The 16,157-nt window shown below is 55.6% G+C and carries 18 protein-coding genes and 1 other annotated feature; of the genes, 8 read left to right on the top strand and 10 right to left on the bottom strand.

The window, feature by feature from the left end:
- Positions 1-3 precede the first annotated feature (3 nt).
- The 8 genes from pheT to AC6I7A_RS08315 form a co-directional block, all read right to left on the bottom strand.
- Positions 4-2,391, bottom strand: a complete 2,388-nt coding sequence (gene pheT / locus AC6I7A_RS08350; protein WP_058956574.1) for a phenylalanine--tRNA ligase subunit beta — start codon at positions 2,389-2,391, stop codon at positions 4-6.
- A 14-nt stretch (positions 2,392-2,405) separates the two neighbouring features.
- Positions 2,406-3,389: a phenylalanine--tRNA ligase subunit alpha gene (gene pheS, locus AC6I7A_RS08345; RefSeq protein WP_009090534.1), complete on the bottom strand. Its 984-nt coding sequence runs from the start codon at positions 3,387-3,389 to the stop codon at positions 2,406-2,408.
- Between the two features lie 71 nt (positions 3,390-3,460).
- Positions 3,461-3,586: a sequence feature (Phe leader region), on the bottom strand.
- Positions 3,537-3,581, bottom strand: a complete 45-nt coding sequence (gene pheM, locus AC6I7A_RS08340; RefSeq protein WP_106120997.1) for a pheST operon leader peptide PheM — start codon at positions 3,579-3,581, stop codon at positions 3,537-3,539. Its footprint overlaps the feature before it by 45 nt.
- Positions 3,587-3,703: 117 nt before the next feature.
- Positions 3,704-4,060, bottom strand: coding sequence for a 50S ribosomal protein L20 (gene rplT / locus AC6I7A_RS08335; RefSeq protein WP_006118956.1), 357 nt, complete (start codon positions 4,058-4,060; stop codon positions 3,704-3,706).
- 40 nt (positions 4,061-4,100) lie between these two features.
- Positions 4,101-4,298, bottom strand: coding sequence for a 50S ribosomal protein L35 (gene rpmI / locus AC6I7A_RS08330; RefSeq protein WP_009090535.1), 198 nt, complete (start codon positions 4,296-4,298; stop codon positions 4,101-4,103).
- A 100-nt stretch (positions 4,299-4,398) separates the two neighbouring features.
- Positions 4,399-4,950 carry a translation initiation factor IF-3 gene (gene infC / locus AC6I7A_RS08325; protein WP_033736278.1) on the bottom strand — a complete coding sequence of 184 codons (552 nt, stop codon included), beginning with the start codon at positions 4,948-4,950 and terminating at the stop codon, positions 4,399-4,401.
- A 3-nt stretch (positions 4,951-4,953) separates the two neighbouring features.
- Positions 4,954-6,882 (bottom strand): threonine--tRNA ligase, encoded by a 1,929-nt coding sequence (gene thrS / locus AC6I7A_RS08320; protein WP_009090537.1) that lies wholly within the window; start codon positions 6,880-6,882, stop codon positions 4,954-4,956.
- Between the two features lie 246 nt (positions 6,883-7,128).
- The gene (locus AC6I7A_RS08315; RefSeq protein ID WP_009090538.1) at positions 7,129-7,890 is read right to left on the bottom strand and encodes a DUF481 domain-containing protein; all 762 of its coding nucleotides are present in this window, start codon (positions 7,888-7,890) and stop codon (positions 7,129-7,131) included.
- Positions 7,891-8,240: 350 nt separating this feature from the next.
- On the opposite strand from AC6I7A_RS08315, the gene ghoS reads away from it, so the two are divergent.
- Positions 8,241-8,561, top strand: coding sequence for a type V toxin-antitoxin system endoribonuclease antitoxin GhoS (gene ghoS / locus AC6I7A_RS08310; protein WP_009090539.1), 321 nt, complete (start codon positions 8,241-8,243; stop codon positions 8,559-8,561).
- A 78-nt stretch (positions 8,562-8,639) separates the two neighbouring features.
- Complete coding sequence (locus AC6I7A_RS08305) at positions 8,640-9,533, top strand: fructosamine kinase family protein (protein ID WP_058956575.1); 894 nt, start codon at positions 8,640-8,642, stop codon at positions 9,531-9,533.
- A gap of 8 nt (positions 9,534-9,541) precedes the next feature.
- Here AC6I7A_RS08305 and AC6I7A_RS08300 read toward each other — a convergent pair whose 3' ends face one another.
- Positions 9,542-10,078, bottom strand: a complete 537-nt coding sequence (locus tag AC6I7A_RS08300) for a YniB family protein (protein WP_009090542.1) — start codon at positions 10,076-10,078, stop codon at positions 9,542-9,544.
- Between the two features lie 144 nt (positions 10,079-10,222).
- Here AC6I7A_RS08300 and hxpB point away from each other — a divergent pair, with 144 nt between their 5' ends.
- From hxpB to AC6I7A_RS08270, 6 genes are all read left to right on the top strand, one after another.
- Entirely contained in the window at positions 10,223-10,891 is a 669-nt protein-coding gene (gene hxpB, locus AC6I7A_RS08295; protein ID WP_058956576.1) for a hexitol phosphatase HxpB, read from the top strand.
- Positions 10,892-11,065: 174 nt separating this feature from the next.
- The gene (gene kduI / locus AC6I7A_RS08290; RefSeq protein WP_058956577.1) at positions 11,066-11,902 is read left to right on the top strand and encodes a 5-dehydro-4-deoxy-D-glucuronate isomerase; all 837 of its coding nucleotides are present in this window, start codon (positions 11,066-11,068) and stop codon (positions 11,900-11,902) included.
- Positions 11,903-11,918: 16 nt separating this feature from the next.
- Positions 11,919-12,680, top strand: coding sequence for a 2-dehydro-3-deoxy-D-gluconate 5-dehydrogenase KduD (gene kduD / locus AC6I7A_RS08285; protein WP_046101719.1), 762 nt, complete (start codon positions 11,919-11,921; stop codon positions 12,678-12,680).
- A 138-nt stretch (positions 12,681-12,818) separates the two neighbouring features.
- Positions 12,819-13,409: a metal-dependent hydrolase gene (locus tag AC6I7A_RS08280; protein WP_009090554.1), complete on the top strand. Its 591-nt coding sequence runs from the start codon at positions 12,819-12,821 to the stop codon at positions 13,407-13,409.
- A gap of 151 nt (positions 13,410-13,560) precedes the next feature.
- On the top strand, positions 13,561-14,952 hold the full coding sequence (locus tag AC6I7A_RS08275) for an L-cystine transporter (RefSeq protein ID WP_009090555.1): 1,392 nt from the start codon (positions 13,561-13,563) through the stop codon (positions 14,950-14,952).
- Between the two features lie 187 nt (positions 14,953-15,139).
- A complete protein-coding gene (locus tag AC6I7A_RS08270; RefSeq protein WP_046101716.1) occupies positions 15,140-15,550 on the top strand; it encodes a DUF6515 family protein in 411 nt (136 codons plus the stop codon).
- 104 nt (positions 15,551-15,654) lie between these two features.
- Here AC6I7A_RS08270 and osmE read toward each other — a convergent pair whose 3' ends face one another.
- The gene (gene osmE / locus AC6I7A_RS08265; RefSeq protein WP_009090559.1) at positions 15,655-15,990 is read right to left on the bottom strand and encodes an osmotically-inducible lipoprotein OsmE; all 336 of its coding nucleotides are present in this window, start codon (positions 15,988-15,990) and stop codon (positions 15,655-15,657) included.
- Positions 15,991-16,157 lie beyond the last annotated feature (167 nt).

The following is a 16,157-nucleotide window of genomic DNA, read 5'->3' as shown; positions in this document are numbered from 1 at the left end:
GGTTCAATCCCTCAAGGTTGCCTGGAATCGCTCTTTTAATGCCGCAACACATTTGCCAACGGTCGCGGCAATCTCCTCTTCTTCGAGTGTCCGGCTGGTATCCTGCAAAATCAGGCTGATTGCGAGGCTCTTGAAGCCCTCAGAAACGCCCTTACCGCGGTACACGTCAAACAAGTTTACGCCAACTACCTGATTTACGCCAACTTTCTTACACTCCGCGATGATATCTGCTGCAGGGACGTTTTCAGCCACCACAACAGCAATATCACGACGGTTAGCCGGGAAGCGAGAAATCTCGCGCGCGTCAGGCAGGACGCGGTCTGCGACCTTATTCCAAAGCAGTTCAAAGACTAAGGTGCGGCCGTTGAGATCCAGCTTACGTTCCAGCTCAGGATGAACGACTCCGATAAATCCGATTCGTTCATCGTGCAAATAAATCGCCGCGCTCTGTCCCGGATGCAACGCCGGATTGGCTTCAGCCCGGAAGCTGATCGCATCCAGTTTGCCGGTTAAATCGAGCAGCGACTCTAAATCGCCTTTTAAATCATAGAAGTCAACTGCCTGGCGCGCCAGATCCCAGTGCTCTTCAACACGGTTTCCGCTGATAACACCGGCCAGCATAAGATCCTGACGGATGCCTAAATCTGCCTGCGTGTCGGGCACAAAGCGTAAGCCGCTCTCAAACAGACGTACGCGACTCTGCTGACGGTTCTGGTTGTAGACGACTGCGCTCAGCAGGCCGGTCAACAGTGAGAGACGCATGGTCGACATCTCGCTGGAGATCGGGCTTGGCAGCAGCAGCGCCTCTTCTCCCGGATGCAGCAGCTGCTGAATCTTCGGATCAACGAAGCTGTAGGTAATCGCTTCCTGATATCCCTTGTCCACCAGCAGGTTTTTCACGCGTTTCAGCGACAGGTTCGCTTCGCGATGCTGAGTCATGACCAGCCCCGCCTGCACCGGCACGTTCGGGATGTTGTTGTAGCCGTAAACGCGGGCCACTTCTTCAACCAGATCTTCCTCAATCGCCATGTCGAAGCGCCAGCTCGGGGCGATCGCCTGCCACTCACCTTCGCCTGTCGTGACGTCGCAGCCGAGACGGGTCAGAATATCAGTAACCTGCTCATCGGCGATGACATGACCAATCAGGCGATCCAGTTTTTCCCGGCGCAGGGTGATCGTCGCCGGAACCGGCAAGGCGGCCTGATGCGTCTGATCGATGATCGGGCCGGCTTCACCCCCGCAGATGGAGAGCAGCAGCGCGGTTGCACGCTCCAGCGCGATATGTTGCAGCGCCGGATCAACGCCTCGCTCATAGCGGTGTGACGCGTCGGTGTGCAGACCGTGACGACGGGCGCGGCCGGTGATCGCCAGCGGGTCAAACCAGGCGCACTCAAACAGAATGTTCTGCGTTTCGCTGTTCACGCCCGAATGTTCGCCACCGAAGATACCCGCCATCGCCAGCGCCTGCTGGTGATCGGCGATGACCAGCGTGTCTGCCTGCAGGCTGGCTTCAGTGCCATCCAGCAGCGTCAGCTTTTCGCCCTCTTTCGCCATCCGCACCACGATGCCGCCGTTAAGGCGATCGAGGTCGAAGGCGTGCATCGGCTGACCCAGTTCCAGCAGCACATAGTTGGTGATATCCACCACCGGATCGATTGAGCGGATACCACAGCGACGCAGCTTCTCTTTCATCCACAATGGCGTGGCCGCACCAACGTTGATGCCTTTCACCACGCGACCCAGGTAGCGCGGACAGGCCTCCACCGCATCAACCTGAATCGGGAAGGTGTCACTCAGCGTGGCAGCGACCGGCTGAATCTCTGGCTTGTTCAGCGGCAGACCGTTCAGCACCGCCACATCACGCGCGATACCGATCAGGCCCAGACAGTCCGCGCGGTTAGGCGTGACGCTGATTTCAATGGTGTTGTCATCCAGCTGAAGCCAGGCGCGGATGTCGGTGCCCACGGGCGCATCGGCAGGCAGTTCGATAATGCCGTTGTGGTCGTCACTGATTCCCAGCTCGGAGAAAGAGCAGAGCATCCCTTCTGACGGCTCACCGCGCAGTTTGGCCGCTTTGATTTTGAAATCACCCGGCAGCACGGCACCTACGGTGGCGACGGCGACTTTCAGTCCCTGACGGCAGTTCGGCGCGCCGCAGACGATATCCAGCAGACGGTCACCGCCCACATTAATTTTGGTCACCCGCAGTTTGTCAGCATTCGGGTGCTGACCGCACTCCACCACTTCGCCAACCACGACACCGTGGAACGCACCGGCGACGGCCTCAACGCCATCCACTTCCAGACCGGCCATGGTGATTTGTTCAGACAGCGCGGCACTGTCCAGGGCTGGATTTACCCATTCGCGTAACCAGAGTTCACTGAATTTCATTGGATAACCTGCCCTTACTTAAATTGTTTGAGGAAACGTAAATCGTTTTCGAAGAATGCGCGCAGATCGGTCACGCCATAGCGCAACATGGTCAGACGCTCCATGCCCATACCAAAGGCGAAACCGGAGTAAACTTCCGGATCAATGCCGACATTGCGCAGCACATTAGGGTGCACCATGCCGCAGCCCAGCACTTCCAGCCACTTGCCGTTTTTACCCATGACGTCCACTTCTGCTGAAGGCTCAGTAAACGGGAAGTAGGACGGACGGAAACGAATCTGCAAATCTTCTTCGAAGAAGTTGTTGAGGAAATCGTGCAGCGTGCCTTTGAGATTGGTAAAGCTGATGTTTTTATCCACAATCAGCCCTTCCATCTGATGGAACATCGGCGTGTGGGTCTGATCGTAATCGTTACGGTAGACGCGGCCTGGCGCGATGATACGAATCGGCGGCTGCTGAGCCTGCATGGTACGGATCTGCACGCCGGAAGTCTGGGTACGCAGCAGACGGGTGGCGTCAAACCAGAAGGTATCGTGATCGGCACGCGCCGGGTGGTGAGCAGGAATATTGAGTGCATCAAAGTTATGATAATCATCTTCAATTTCCGGCCCGGTGACGACAGCAAAGCCTAACTCACCGAAGAAGGTCTCAATGCGATCCATCGTGCGGGTGACCGGATGCAGGCCGCCATTTTCGATGCGGCGACCCGGCAGTGACACATCGATGGTCTCTTCTGCCAGACGCGCATTCAGCGCCGCCGATTCCAGCGCCTCTTTACGCGCGTTCAGGCGGTCGGTGACCTGCTGTTTCGCTTCGTTGATTACCGCACCGGCTGCAGGGCGCTCTTCAGCAGGCAACTCGCGTAAGGTGGTCATCTGTAATGTCAGATGCCCTTTCTTACCGAGATATTCGACGCGCACCGCGTCAAGGGCGGCGATATCTGTCGCCCCGTCGATAGCCGCCGTGGCGCTGGCCACCAGTTCTGCGAGTTGGGACATAATTTCCTCTTTTTCCAGTCAGGCTGGTCAGTTCTTGTTGGGACCTGCCGGTCCAGTATGCTAACGCCAGAAACAAAAAAGCCTCCACGAGGGAGGCTTTTAGCGCGATTTTTCGTTTCTTTTCTTATGCGCAAAAGCCCCCGGATGTCAGGCGCTAAAGTAAAAAAAGAAACGGAAAATAGCAGCATTCATGCTTGCAGTTACCTTGTCATGCTTTACGAGGGCACTATTGAAATGCGCGGAGACGAAAATGTCAATCTTTTGCGCAGCTTACAGGCAATAAAAAAGGGAGCAAGCTCCCTTTTTCATCTGACTTACGCCAGAGCTGATTTCGCTTTTTCGACCAGTGCAGTGAAGGCCACTTTGTCGAATACGGCGATATCGGCCAGGATCTTACGGTCGATCTCAATGGCTGCTTTTTTCAGACCATTGATGAAACGGCTGTAAGACATGCCGTTCTGACGAGCCGCTGCGTTGATACGCGCGATCCACAGCTGACGGAACTGACGCTTACGCTGACGACGGTCACGGTAAGCATACTGACCAGCTTTGATAACAGCCTGGAAGGCAACGCGGTAAACACGTGAACGTGCACCGTAATAGCCTTTAGCTTGTTTTAAGATTTTTTTGTGACGTGCGCGAGCAACTACACCACGTTTAACGCGAGCCATGTGAGCTCTCCTGTTCTATATTCTGTTTAAAAAAATGGACTTATGCGTACGGCAGGCAGGCAGAAACCAGACCCAGATCGCCTTTTGACACCATGCCTTTAGGGCGCAGGTGACGTTTACGCTTAGTAGATTTTTTGGTCAGAATATGACGCAGGTTTGCGTGTTTACGCTTGAAGCCGCCAGAAGCGGTCTTCTTGAAGCGCTTAGCCGCGCCACGTACAGTTTTAATCTTTGGCATTTTTAAAAATATCCACTTCGCATTGTTGATAACATGACCCAGACAGGCGAACAGAAAACCGCACAACGCGAACGCTGCGCGGTTAATGTTACTTGAAAGCCTACTGTTTCTTCTTAGGAGCGAGCACCATGATCATCTGGCGGCCTTCGATCTTCGAAGGGAAGGATTCGACAATGGCCAAATCCAGATCTTCACACAGGTCTTTACGGACGCGGTTAAGCACTTCCATACCGATCTGCTGGTGCGCCATCTCACGACCACGGAAACGCAGCGTGATTTTGGCTTTATCGCCATCTTCCAGAAAGCGAATCAGGTTGCGTAGTTTGACCTGATAGTCGCCATCATCGGTTCCAGGACGGAATTTAATTTCCTTAACCTGAATAACTTTTTGCTTCTTCTTCTGTTCCTTAGAAGATTTGCTTTTTTCGTAGAGGAACTTGCCGTAATCCATAATACGGCAAACCGGCGGTTCGGCGTTCGGGCTAATTTCGACTAAGTCAGCACCCGATTCCTCGGCTTTTTCCAGAGCTTCGCGTAATGAGACGATGCCAAGTGGCTCGCCATCCATGCCCGTTAAGCGCACTTCAGTTGCGCGGATTTCGCTGTTAATTTTGTTCGGACGCGTCGGTAGTACTCGTTTTCCGCCTTTAATACTTTATTCCTCCAGTTGATGAAGATTTCGGCTGCGAATCTCTTGTTGCAACTTCTCAACAAAGAGATCGACATCCATCGACCCCAGGTCTTTACCACGGCGGGTGCGAACGGCAACTTTGCCTGCTTCCACCTCTTTATCACCGCAGACCAGCATATAAGGGACGCGACGTAATGTGTGCTCGCGGATTTTAAAGCCTATCTTCTCATTTCTCAAGTCTGCCTTCACACGAATGCCAGCATTCTGCAGCTTACGCGTTAAAGACTCAACATATTCCGCTTGTCCATCGGTAATATTCATGACCACGACCTGCTGTGGTGCCAGCCAGGTTGGGAAGAAACCAGCAAACTCTTCGGTCAGAATACCGATGAAGCGTTCCATCGATCCCAGAATCGCACGGTGAATCATCACAGGCGTCTGACGATCGTTATTTTCACCCACATACGTCGCTTCAAGACGTTTTGGCAGGGAGAAGTCTAGCTGAACGGTTCCACACTGCCAGGCGCGATCAAGACAATCGTACAGGGTAAACTCAATTTTCGGGCCGTAGAAGGCACCTTCGCCTGGCTGGAACTCAAACTCAATGTTGTTTTCGTTCAGCGCGGCAGCCAGATCTTCCTCGGCGCGGTCCCACATCTCATCGGTGCCGATGCGCTTCTCAGGACGGGTAGAGAGTTTGACCACAATCTTTTCGAAGCCGAAGGTGCTGTACATGTCATAAACCATGCGGATACAGCTGTTCACTTCGTCACGCACCTGCTCTTCTGTACAGAAGACGTGGGCATCATCCTGGGTAAAGCCGCGTACACGCATCAGGCCATGCAGCGCACCTGATGGCTCATTACGGTGACAGCTGCCGAACTCGGCCATACGCAGCGGCAGGTCACGGTACGATTTCAGACCCTGATTAAAGATCTGAACGTGTCCCGGACAGTTCATCGGTTTAATGCAATATTCACGGTTCTCAGAAGAGGTGGTGAACATCGCTTCTTTATAGTTTTCCCAGTGCCCGGTTTTTTCCCACAGGACGCGGTCCATCATGAACGGACCCTTCACTTCCTGGTACTGGTACTCTTTCAGCTTGCTGCGGACAAACACTTCCAGCTCGCGGAAGATGGTCCAGCCGTCGTTATGCCAGAAGACCATACCAGGTGCTTCTTCCTGCATGTGGTAGAGATCCAGCTGCTTACCAATCTTGCGATGGTCACGCTTTGCCGCCTCTTCCAGACGCTGCAGATAGGCTGCCAGCTGCTTTTTGTCTGCCCATGCGGTGCCATAGATGCGTTGCAGCATCTTGTTGCTGCTGTCGCCGCGCCAGTAAGCACCGGAGATCTTCTGCAGTTTAAAGTGATGGCAAAACCGCATGTTCGGCACGTGCGGACCGCGGCACATGTCGACATATTCTTCATGATGATAGAGGCCAGGCTTATCGTCGTGGCTGATGTTTTCATCAAGAATGGTGGTTTTGTAGATTTCGCCGCGCGCCGCAAAGACGTCACGGGCTTCCTGCCAGCTGACCTTTTTCTTCACCACATCGTAGTTGGTCTCAGCCAGCTGATGCATGCGTTTTTCCAGCAGGTCGATATCTTCCTGGGTCAGCGTACGATCGATGTCGACATCATAATAGAAGCCGTTATCAATGACCGGGCCAATCGCCATTTTCGTATCCGGCCACAGCTGCTTGATGGCATGCCCTAACAGGTGCGCGCAGGAGTGACGAATGATTTCCAGACCGGCTTCATCTTTTGCAGTGATAATCGCCACGGCGGCGTCTTCGGTGATGGGATCGACCGCATCAACCAGTTCACCGTTCACGCGGCCAGCGATACAGGCTTTCGCCAGACCCGGCCCGATGTCCAGCGCGATATCCATCACACTGACAGGGCGGTCGAACACACGCTGGCTGCCATCAGGAAGCGTAATTACAGGCATTTCTAATCCTTATTTGCAGTGGTAGGCCACACGAAAGCCTACATGCAACGTCATGTAAAATGGGTGACCTGGCGTAACATCAGACCCACATTGTCGGAATGTCGCCAGGATTGCCGTGCGGGGCAGATGATAGCAGTTTTCCTGGTCGAGAAAAACCATCCCCTTTTTGCTAAGCCGTGGAGAGATCAAAAAAAAGCGGCCTGACAGAGTGTCAGGCCGCCGGGCAGACCACGGTTAAAATTGCGCTTACATCGCGTAGGAGAGCATAACCGAGGTTTTGGTGTCGGTGCGATCCGGCGCAGATTCTGGCGGATTGTTGTTCCAGGTCACGTTGTACGCCAGCTTCAGGGCGAAGTGGCTGTTAATTGCCACCTGCAGGCCGGTTTCAGAGTTCACGGTGGTATCTTCACCGAAGCTGCTCAGTACAGACACACCCTGGACAAATTTGGTGGTGTCAGTGAGCTGCCACTGATAGCTGACTGCGCCATAGCCCAGCGCTTTGGTTTCGTGGCCGCCATCGTGGAAATCGTCGTAGCGCACACCCGGACCAAATTCCGCACGCAGTGAATGCACCGGACCGTTCAGGATCTGACGACCGTAACCGGCTGTCAGAACGTCGCGCGAATCGTAACCATTGAAACGATCGCTTAACCAGCTCGCCTGACCAAACAGGTAGTCATAGTTGCTGACGTTGTAACGTGAACGACCGCCGATGCTATAGGTCTCGGAAGAGCGCTCATCGTTTGACGAGGTGTTGGCCGCGTTACCCCACAAGCTGTAAGCCATTGATGACTGATACCAGGTCATATTGGTCTGAGCGGTCATTGATGAACTGGTGGTGTTACCGGTTTGCGCCAGGTATCCCGCAGCAGCTGAGCCTTCAAACGGCTTTTTCGCCGTAGAGGGGTCATCCATTGAGGTGAATACGGCGTTATCGGCCAGTGCCTGGTGACAAAATGCTCCGGCGGAGAGCAGAAGAACAGCAGACAGCTTGTTATAGGCTTTCATTAAATGTGATCCGTGCGACAGTTTAAAAAACGAAGAGTCTGAAGCGTTTTGCCCGGCATTCAATGCAATTTACGGTAAGTTTTGTAAAAAAATATTAACTCACCCGAAATGCGTGGAATCAGCCCTGCAACACGTGTTAATTGGGACTCATCTGATTAACGTCGCGCATTATAGTGCTGCGAAAGGGAAAAGATAGCCGTAGCCGCAGAAGATTTTTCCACCCCCGCGCACCTGCCTGACAGGAATTTACGTCCGGCATCACGGCAAACACCGCGCATCCCCTTCATAATTCGCCTGATTTTTCACCATGGTCTACGCTCAGTTCAGTTTCCCTTCCCCAGAGGTGCCTCATGAGCAACAACGCCTTAACACGCTATATCGTGACCTTTCATTATCAGGAATCGGGATTAAGCGACATCCTGGAGCTGACCAGCGCCATGACGGCGGCCGGTTTCACCACCACCCTGGCTGACGATGAGGGCCACCCGCATGAACTCGGGACCAACAGCTTTGGTATTGTCAGCCCGCTGTCGCCTGAAGCGCTGCAGCAGCAGGCCACTGCGGCGGGTGAAAGCGTGCTGGGTCAGCGGCCGGACGTGACCGTGACAACCTTCGAAGCGTTTCTGCGCGACACCGCTGAACATCGCCCCACCCGCTCCGCACCAGAATAAGAGGTGCAATCGGGCTGGTTTTGGTGAATATTTACGCAGTACAATCTGTCTTACGCAGCGAATAACGAGGATAGCCCAATGTGGTCAGCCATTAGTCGTCTGTTAAGCGAGCAGTTAGGCAATGCCGAAATCACCGAACGTCACGCCCTGGCCGGCGGCGACATCCATCCCACCTGGCGTATCCGCTACGGTGATCACGACGTGTTCGTCAAAAGTAACAGCCGGGACAGGCTCTCACTCTTCACCTGGGAAGCTGACCAGCTGGCGCTGCTGGCGCGCACCGGCACGGTTCGCGTGCCGGAGGTCTATGGTGTAGGCCAGCACCGCGAGGAGAGCTTCCTGCTGCTGGAATATATTCCGCCTCAGCCACTTGATGAGCAGAGTGCCTGGCAGCTCGGGCAGCAGCTGGCGCACCTTCATCAGTGGAGCGAGCAGACACAGTTCGGTCTCGATTTCGACAACAATATCACCACGACTCCTCAGCCCAACAGCTGGCTGCGCCGCTGGTCGGTCTTTTTTGCTGAGCAGCGCATCGGCTGGCAGTTACAGCTGGCGGCAGAAAAAGGGGTGCTCTACGGGGATACCGAGCTGATCATTGCTGCCGTGCAGCGGGTGCTGGCCTCCCATCATCCGCAGCCGTCGCTGCTGCATGGCGACCTCTGGCCAGCCAACTGTGCCAGCAGCCACAGTGGCCCCTGGGTGTTCGATCCTGCCTGCTACTGGGGCGACCGGGAGTGCGATTTAGCCATGCTGAGCTGGTACCCCGACCTGCCGCGTCAGATTTACGACGGCTATCAGTCGGTCTGGCCGTTACCGGATGGGTTCTCGCAGCGTCTGCCGGTCTATCAGCTCTACTATTTGCTGAACCGGGCTAACGTCTTTGGCGGGCACTGGCCGGACGACGCACAGTTCGCCATCGGCCAGTTGCTGGAAGAGGATGCGCTGAGCGCCAGTCAGGCCAGACCGGCCTGACGACGCCCTCAGATAAAGCCGAGCAGCGACAGCACGAAATAACCGGCTACCGCAATGACCACGGGCAGGATGTAAAGCGGGAAGATCTGCAGGAAGATGGTGTGACGGGGTACGCGCACCTTCTCTTCCAGTTGCTGACGGCTTCGCCCTTCGCTGCCCTTTGCCTGCTCCAGGATCATCTGATCTTCAATACCCTCTCTGACATGACGGGCCTGACGCCCCATGCGCGCGCCGGATGACTCCAGGGCCAGTCCGACAAAAATCAGGATGTAGATCAGCCAGAATCCCAGGTTCATCTGACCATTAAATTCCGGCACCGGGGAGTTGTGCCAGAAGATGTTCAGGAAGGGGGTGTTAAAGCGAAGCATATCGACGATAACATGAACAAAATCGAGCATTACCGCGTCGATACCTGGCTGCTTCTCACTGTGCTTAAACATAAAGCTCAGCACCGAAATAATGGTCGACAGCAGCGCCACCAGAAAGAGCACCCAGCCTGCCACACGCTTAAGGATGGCGATGCGGCCAGCCTGTTGATAGGTCATAATATCTCCTGAACCCGAAATCCGATTTGCCGTAAGTCTACCTGCCAATGAAGAAATTTCCCAAAAAAAGCATGGCCGACGGGCGAAGCGTGCGCCAGCCGGGAATGATGCTTTGGTAAAACCGACTTTAAAAGGAGACCTCTGATGCCCTATCACCGCCCTGTCCTCGCCGCCCTGTTTGATATGGATGGTTTACTGATCGATTCTGAGCCGCTGTGGGATCAGGCTGAACTGGATATCTTTTCAACGCTGGATGTTGACCTGTCACGTCGCAGTGAAATGCCCGACACGCTGGGTTTGCGCATCGACCAGACGGTGCGGATGTGGTACGAAACGCTGCCGTGGCAGGGTCCGTCGCAGCAGGAGGTCACGGAGCGGATTATCGTGCGCGCCATGACGCTGGTGGATCAGACCCGCCCCCTGTTGCCGGGCGTGGAAACCGCGCTGCAACTCTGTCAGGAGCAGGGACTGAAGATTGGCCTGGCGTCCGCCTCTCCGATGGCGATGCTGGAACAGGTGCTGGAGATCTTTAATCTGCGCCACTATTTTGATGTGCTCTCCTCCGCAGAAGCCCTGCCCTACAGCAAGCCCCATCCGCAGGTCTATCTCAATGCCGCCGCCAGTCTGGGGATCGATCCGCTGAACTGCGTCACGCTGGAGGATTCGTTTAACGGCATGATCGCCACTAAAGCGGCCCGCATGCGGTCGATTGTGGTACCTGCCGCTGAGCACCGCGACGATCCGCGCTGGGCGCTGGCGGATGTCCGGCTGGACAATCTGACGCAGCTTAGCCCGACGCATCTGAAAGGCTGACCCCCCGCCCGCTTTAAGCGGGCTTTTTTTTGCTCAGGCATTCTGCGGTTGATCTGAATCTCAAAAAATTAAAACAGCGTTTCATTTTTATTGAATCGCTATCTCACCCTGCCTAAGATGCCCACATCGTCCCCTGATCGGGGGATGAATAACCTGACTCCAGAGGGGCACGAGATGGACATTCGCCAGAGCATTCACAGCGATCACGCTAAACAACTCGACACTGACGCACTGCGCCAGGCATTTCTGATTGAAAAGATATTTACCGCCGATCACTACACCCTGACCTACAGCCACATTGACCGCATCATTACGGGCGGCGTCATGCCGGTGAATCAGCCGGTCACGATGGGGGATGAGATGGGCAAACAGCTGGGCGTCGCCTGGTTTCTCGAACGCCGTGAACTGGGCATGATCAATATTGGCGGTCCGGGTCTGGTGGAGGTGGATGGCAAAACGTGGGAAATCGGTCACGAAGAGGCGCTCTATATCGGCAAAGGGGCGCGCGATCTGCTGTTTCGCAGCCTCGACGCATCGCGGCCCGCAAAATTTTATTTCAACAGTGCACCGGCGCACACCACCTTTCCGGACAGGAAGATCACGCTGCAGGAGGCGGTCAACGCCACGCTGGGCGATGCGGCAAGCGCTAATCGCCGCACCATACACAAATTTATCGTGCCCGACGTGTTGCCTACCTGTCAGCTCACGATGGGCCTGACCAGGCTGCATGAGGGCAGTCTCTGGAACACCATGCCCTGTCACACCCACGAACGCCGCATGGAAGTCTATTTCTATTTCGACATGAGTGAAGATCACGCCGTCTTCCACATGATGGGAGAGCCGCAGCAAACCCGTCATCTGCTGGTTCATAACGAGCAGGCGGTGATCTCTCCCAGCTGGTCGATACACGCGGGTGTCGGAACCCAGCGTTACGCTTTTATCTGGGGAATGGTGGGTGAGAATCAGGTCTTTGATGATATGGACGCGGTCAGAATTAGCGAACTGCGTTAAGCGGAGGACAAGCCGAATGGTACTGAACAGATTTGATTTGACAGGCAAAGTCGCCATCGTGACCGGCTGTAATACCGGGCTTGGCCAGGGGATGGCACTGGGGCTGGCGCAGGCTGGCTGCGACATTGTGGGCATCAACCGCATCGAACCGGCTGACACGCAGCATAAAGTGGAGGCACTTGGCCGCCGCTTCTGGTCCGTTTCAGCCGATCTGATGTCTCCTGAGGTCATCCCGCAGGTCGCGGAAGAGGCGGTCGCCGCGGCAGGCAGAGTGGATATCCTGGTCAACAATGCCGGGATTATCCGTCGTGAGGATGCCCTGAAATTCAGCGTGCAGGACTGGGATGATGTGATGAATATCAACTGCAAGACGGTGTTTTTCCTCTCACAGCAAATCGCGCAGCGGTTTATCGCGCAGGGAAGCGGCGGCAAAATCATTAATATTGCGTCCATGCTCTCGTTTCAGGGAGGCATTCGCGTCCCCTCTTACACCGCCTCAAAAAGCGCTGTCATGGGCTTAACCCGTCTGATGGCTAACGAGTGGGGACGGCATGGCATCAATGTTAATGCTATCGCGCCAGGCTACATGGCGACCGATAATACCGAACCCCTGCGCAAAGATGCGGCGCGCAGCGCTGAGATCCTTGATCGCATTCCGGCAGGCCGCTGGGGCGTGCCGGATGACATGATGGGGCCGGTGGTCTTTCTGGCCTCGTCTGCAGCAGACTATATTAATGGTTACACGCTGGCGGTTGATGGCGGCTGGCTGGCCCGCTAGAAAACGGGGTGAGCCGTGACATGCCGCGGCTCGCCCTGTAAAAAAATTCACTGTTAGTTACAGCGTCACATGTTCTCATTTACTGGATAAATCCCTATACTGGATGCATCGACAGTTTCTTAGCATCCAGGTTCTATCATGACGGGCGAAGGCCACATCATTTTTGCCATTGCCAGCGCTATTTTTGCCAAACGTGCGGAGCTGACCCCGGTTCTGGCGCAGGCCGATTGGTGGCATCTCGTTCCCTCAGCCCTGCTGACATGTCTGTTGCCCGACATCGATCACCCTAAATCCCTGCTGGGACAGCGGCTGCGCTGGCTCTCACAGCCGATTGCGCGCGCTTTTGGTCACCGGGGCTTTACCCACAGCCTGCTGGCGGTGGCCGCCGGTTTATGGCTTTTTCAGATTAACCTGCCCAAATCGTCACCCATACCGCCTGATGTCTTGCAGGGTCTGACCCTGGGCTACCTCAGCCATATTGTGGCCGATATGCTGACGCCTGCGGGGGTGCCACTGCTGTGGCCCTGCCGCTGGCGCTTCCGCCTGCCGATTCTGCGCAGCCAGAAAGGCAATCAGCTTGAGCGGGTATTGTGTCTGGGCCTGGTGGGCTATGCGCTCTGGTTTCCGGTGGGAATGCCTTCCTTTGGTGCAAACGGCTGGCCGACCCAGCTGTTTGATACGCTGCAGAATGGGGTCGGACGGTTAATTTCCAGTCATACCGCGCAATAAACCCACAAAAATCAACAGTTAGTTATAAACCATGCCATTTGGATATAAGGCAGCCTCTCCGGCTGCTGTTACCATTCCTGCTGTCTTAATTCGTGATTAACATTATGCGGCCTCTCCCGGACGACAGGCCGCATTACTCTGGAGTTTCGGTATGGACCTTCCTCTTACGCTTAATATCGCGGCCTTCGTGGTGCTGCTGGTATTACTCTCCCGCTTCAGCCGCCATAGCTGGAGCCTGTCGAAGAAAGTGTTGATCGGTCTGGTGATCGGTGTGCTGTTCGGCCTGGTGCTGCAGCTGATCTACGGTGAAAACAGCGCCGTGGTCAAAGCGTCGATCAGCTGGTTTAACATCGTCGGTAATGGCTATGTCCAGCTGCTGCAGATGGTCGTCATGCCGCTGGTGTTCGTTTCGATTCTGAGTGCGGTCGCCCGTCTGCATAATGCCTCGTCGCTGGGAAAAATCAGCGTACTGACCATTGGCGTACTGCTCTTTACCACCGCGATTTCTGCGCTGGTCGGCGTCTTCGTGACCGGTCTGTTTGGCCTCAGCGCGGAGGGTCTGGTGCAGGGTGTCCAGGAAACCGCACGCCTGAGTGCGATCCAGAGCAACTATGTCGGCAAGGTCTCCGATCTGAGCGTGCCTCAGCTGGTGCTCTCCTTTATCCCGAAAAATCCGTTTGCCGATCTGACCGGTGCTAATCCGACCTCCATCATCAGCGTGGTCATTTTTGCCGCCTTCCTGGGGATGGCCGCTCTGCAACTGCTGAAAGATGACCAGGAGAAAGGTCAGCGGGTGCTGGTGGCGATTGACACCCTGCAGTCGTGGGTCATGAAGCTGGTGCGTTTAGTGATGAAGCTGACGCCGTATGGCGTGCTGGCGCTGATGACCAAAGTCGTGGCCGGTTCTAACCTGCAGGACATCATCAAGCTGGGCAGCTTTGTGGTCGCATCTTACCTCGGCCTGGCGATAATGTTTGCGGTTCATGCCCTGCTGCTGTCGGTAAACGGCATCAACCCGCTGCGCTTCTTCCGCAAAGTGTGGCCGGTGATTACGTTCGCCTTTACCAGCCGCTCCAGCGCCGCCAGCATTCCGCTGAGCGTAGAGACTCAGACCCGTCGCCTGGGCGTGCCAGAGTCTGTGGCGAGCTTTGCAGCCTCCTTTGGTGCCACGATCGGCCAGAACGGCTGTGCCGGTCTCTATCCGACCATGCTGGCGGTGATGGTGGCGCCTACGGTTGGCATCAACCCGTTTGATCCGCTGTGGATTGCAACGCTGGTCGGGATCGTCACCCTGAGTTCAGCCGGTGTGGCCGGTGTCGGCGGCGGTGCGACGTTTGCCGCCCTGATTGTGCTGCCTGCGATGGGCCTGCCGGTGACCCTGGTTGCGCTGCTGATCTCTATCGAGCCGCTGATCGATATGGGCCGTACCGCCCTGAACGTCAATGGCTCCATGACCGCCGGTTCACTCACCAGCCGCTGGTTAGGCCTGACCGACAGGCGCGTGCTGGAAAGTGACGACCACGCCGAACTGGCGCACCGTTAATCTCTGCTTAACCTGGCGCATCCGCGCCAGGTTAATCCCTTCCCGCTCTCCATAATCTTCCCTGTTCATGGCGACGCCGTTAAGAAAGCGTTAAGCGTGGTAAACAGGCGAAAATCCGCCGCTTTAGCGCTTGTCTTTCTTCTGTAAAAAGCGAATTCTGCCTCCACTCGTCTGTGGAGAATGCCCGATGAAAAAAATGATCGCCTCACTTCTGACGCTGACACTCTTAGCGCCCGCTCTGGCTTCTGCGCATCCCGGTGGCTGGGGACCGCCAGGAGGATGGGGACCGCATGAGGGATGGGGCCGGCACGGTGGCCCCGGTCCGCGCTGGGGAGGGCCAGGTCCGTTGCGCTTTCTGCCCGAGGCCGCCACCGCCGTGTTGATTGGCGGGCTGACCTACTACCTGCTCAACGGCAACTATTATCAGCGTCACGGTGAGGAGTATGTCGTGGTGGCGCCACCGCCAGAGGCGCGGATCAGCGGTGAGATGCGGGTGCTGGATTTTAACGGCAGGCGTTTTTATGTACAGGATGGCCACTACTACCAGCGGCAGATTGACGGCGATTATGTCGAGGTGCCGCGCCCGGCAGGGTTGTAACGGCAGGCTTGCCACCCACTCTTTGCGCCGGAGGGCATGAAACAGTGCCCCAACGAAAAACGGCCCGTCATGAAGACGGGCCGTTTACCATTCAGAAGCAGCGATTACTGCTGAACCTGCGGATCGGTGTCATATTCCGCGCAGCTCTGGAAGCCGTAGTTCATGACACGGCCGGTGTCGTTATAGCTCACGAAGTAAGTCTGTGCTTTACCGTCGCGCTGACCCAGAACATATGTCTGGCAGGTGCCGCGCGCGTGGACCATGGTAATTTCAGTTGAAGGCGAACCGGCGATCTGACGAACCTGATCGCGGGTCATCCCCTTTTTAACATCCTTAACAACTGGCTTAGTCACGTAGCTTTCCGCACGATCGTAAGTCGTACAACCAGACAGTGCCGCCAGTGTCAGCGCCGCAGCGATACATCCCATCACCTTCTTCATCTTGTTGTTCCTCATTTATTGTCCATGTGGCATCAAGCCTGGAACATAAATGCAGGTTTATCAAGTTTATGGCGGCCTTTTTGTGGCAGACGGAATGTCAGGATTCCGTAAAGAAGGCTGTTTTGCTGTCAGCAGAGACGTATACTCCCCGGCATCCGAACCTTCTG

The sequence above is a fragment of the Type-F symbiont of Plautia stali genome, from assembly GCF_059731105.1.
Note: the sequence above shows the minus strand (reverse complement) of the source record. Positions and strands in the feature narration are given on the sequence as shown.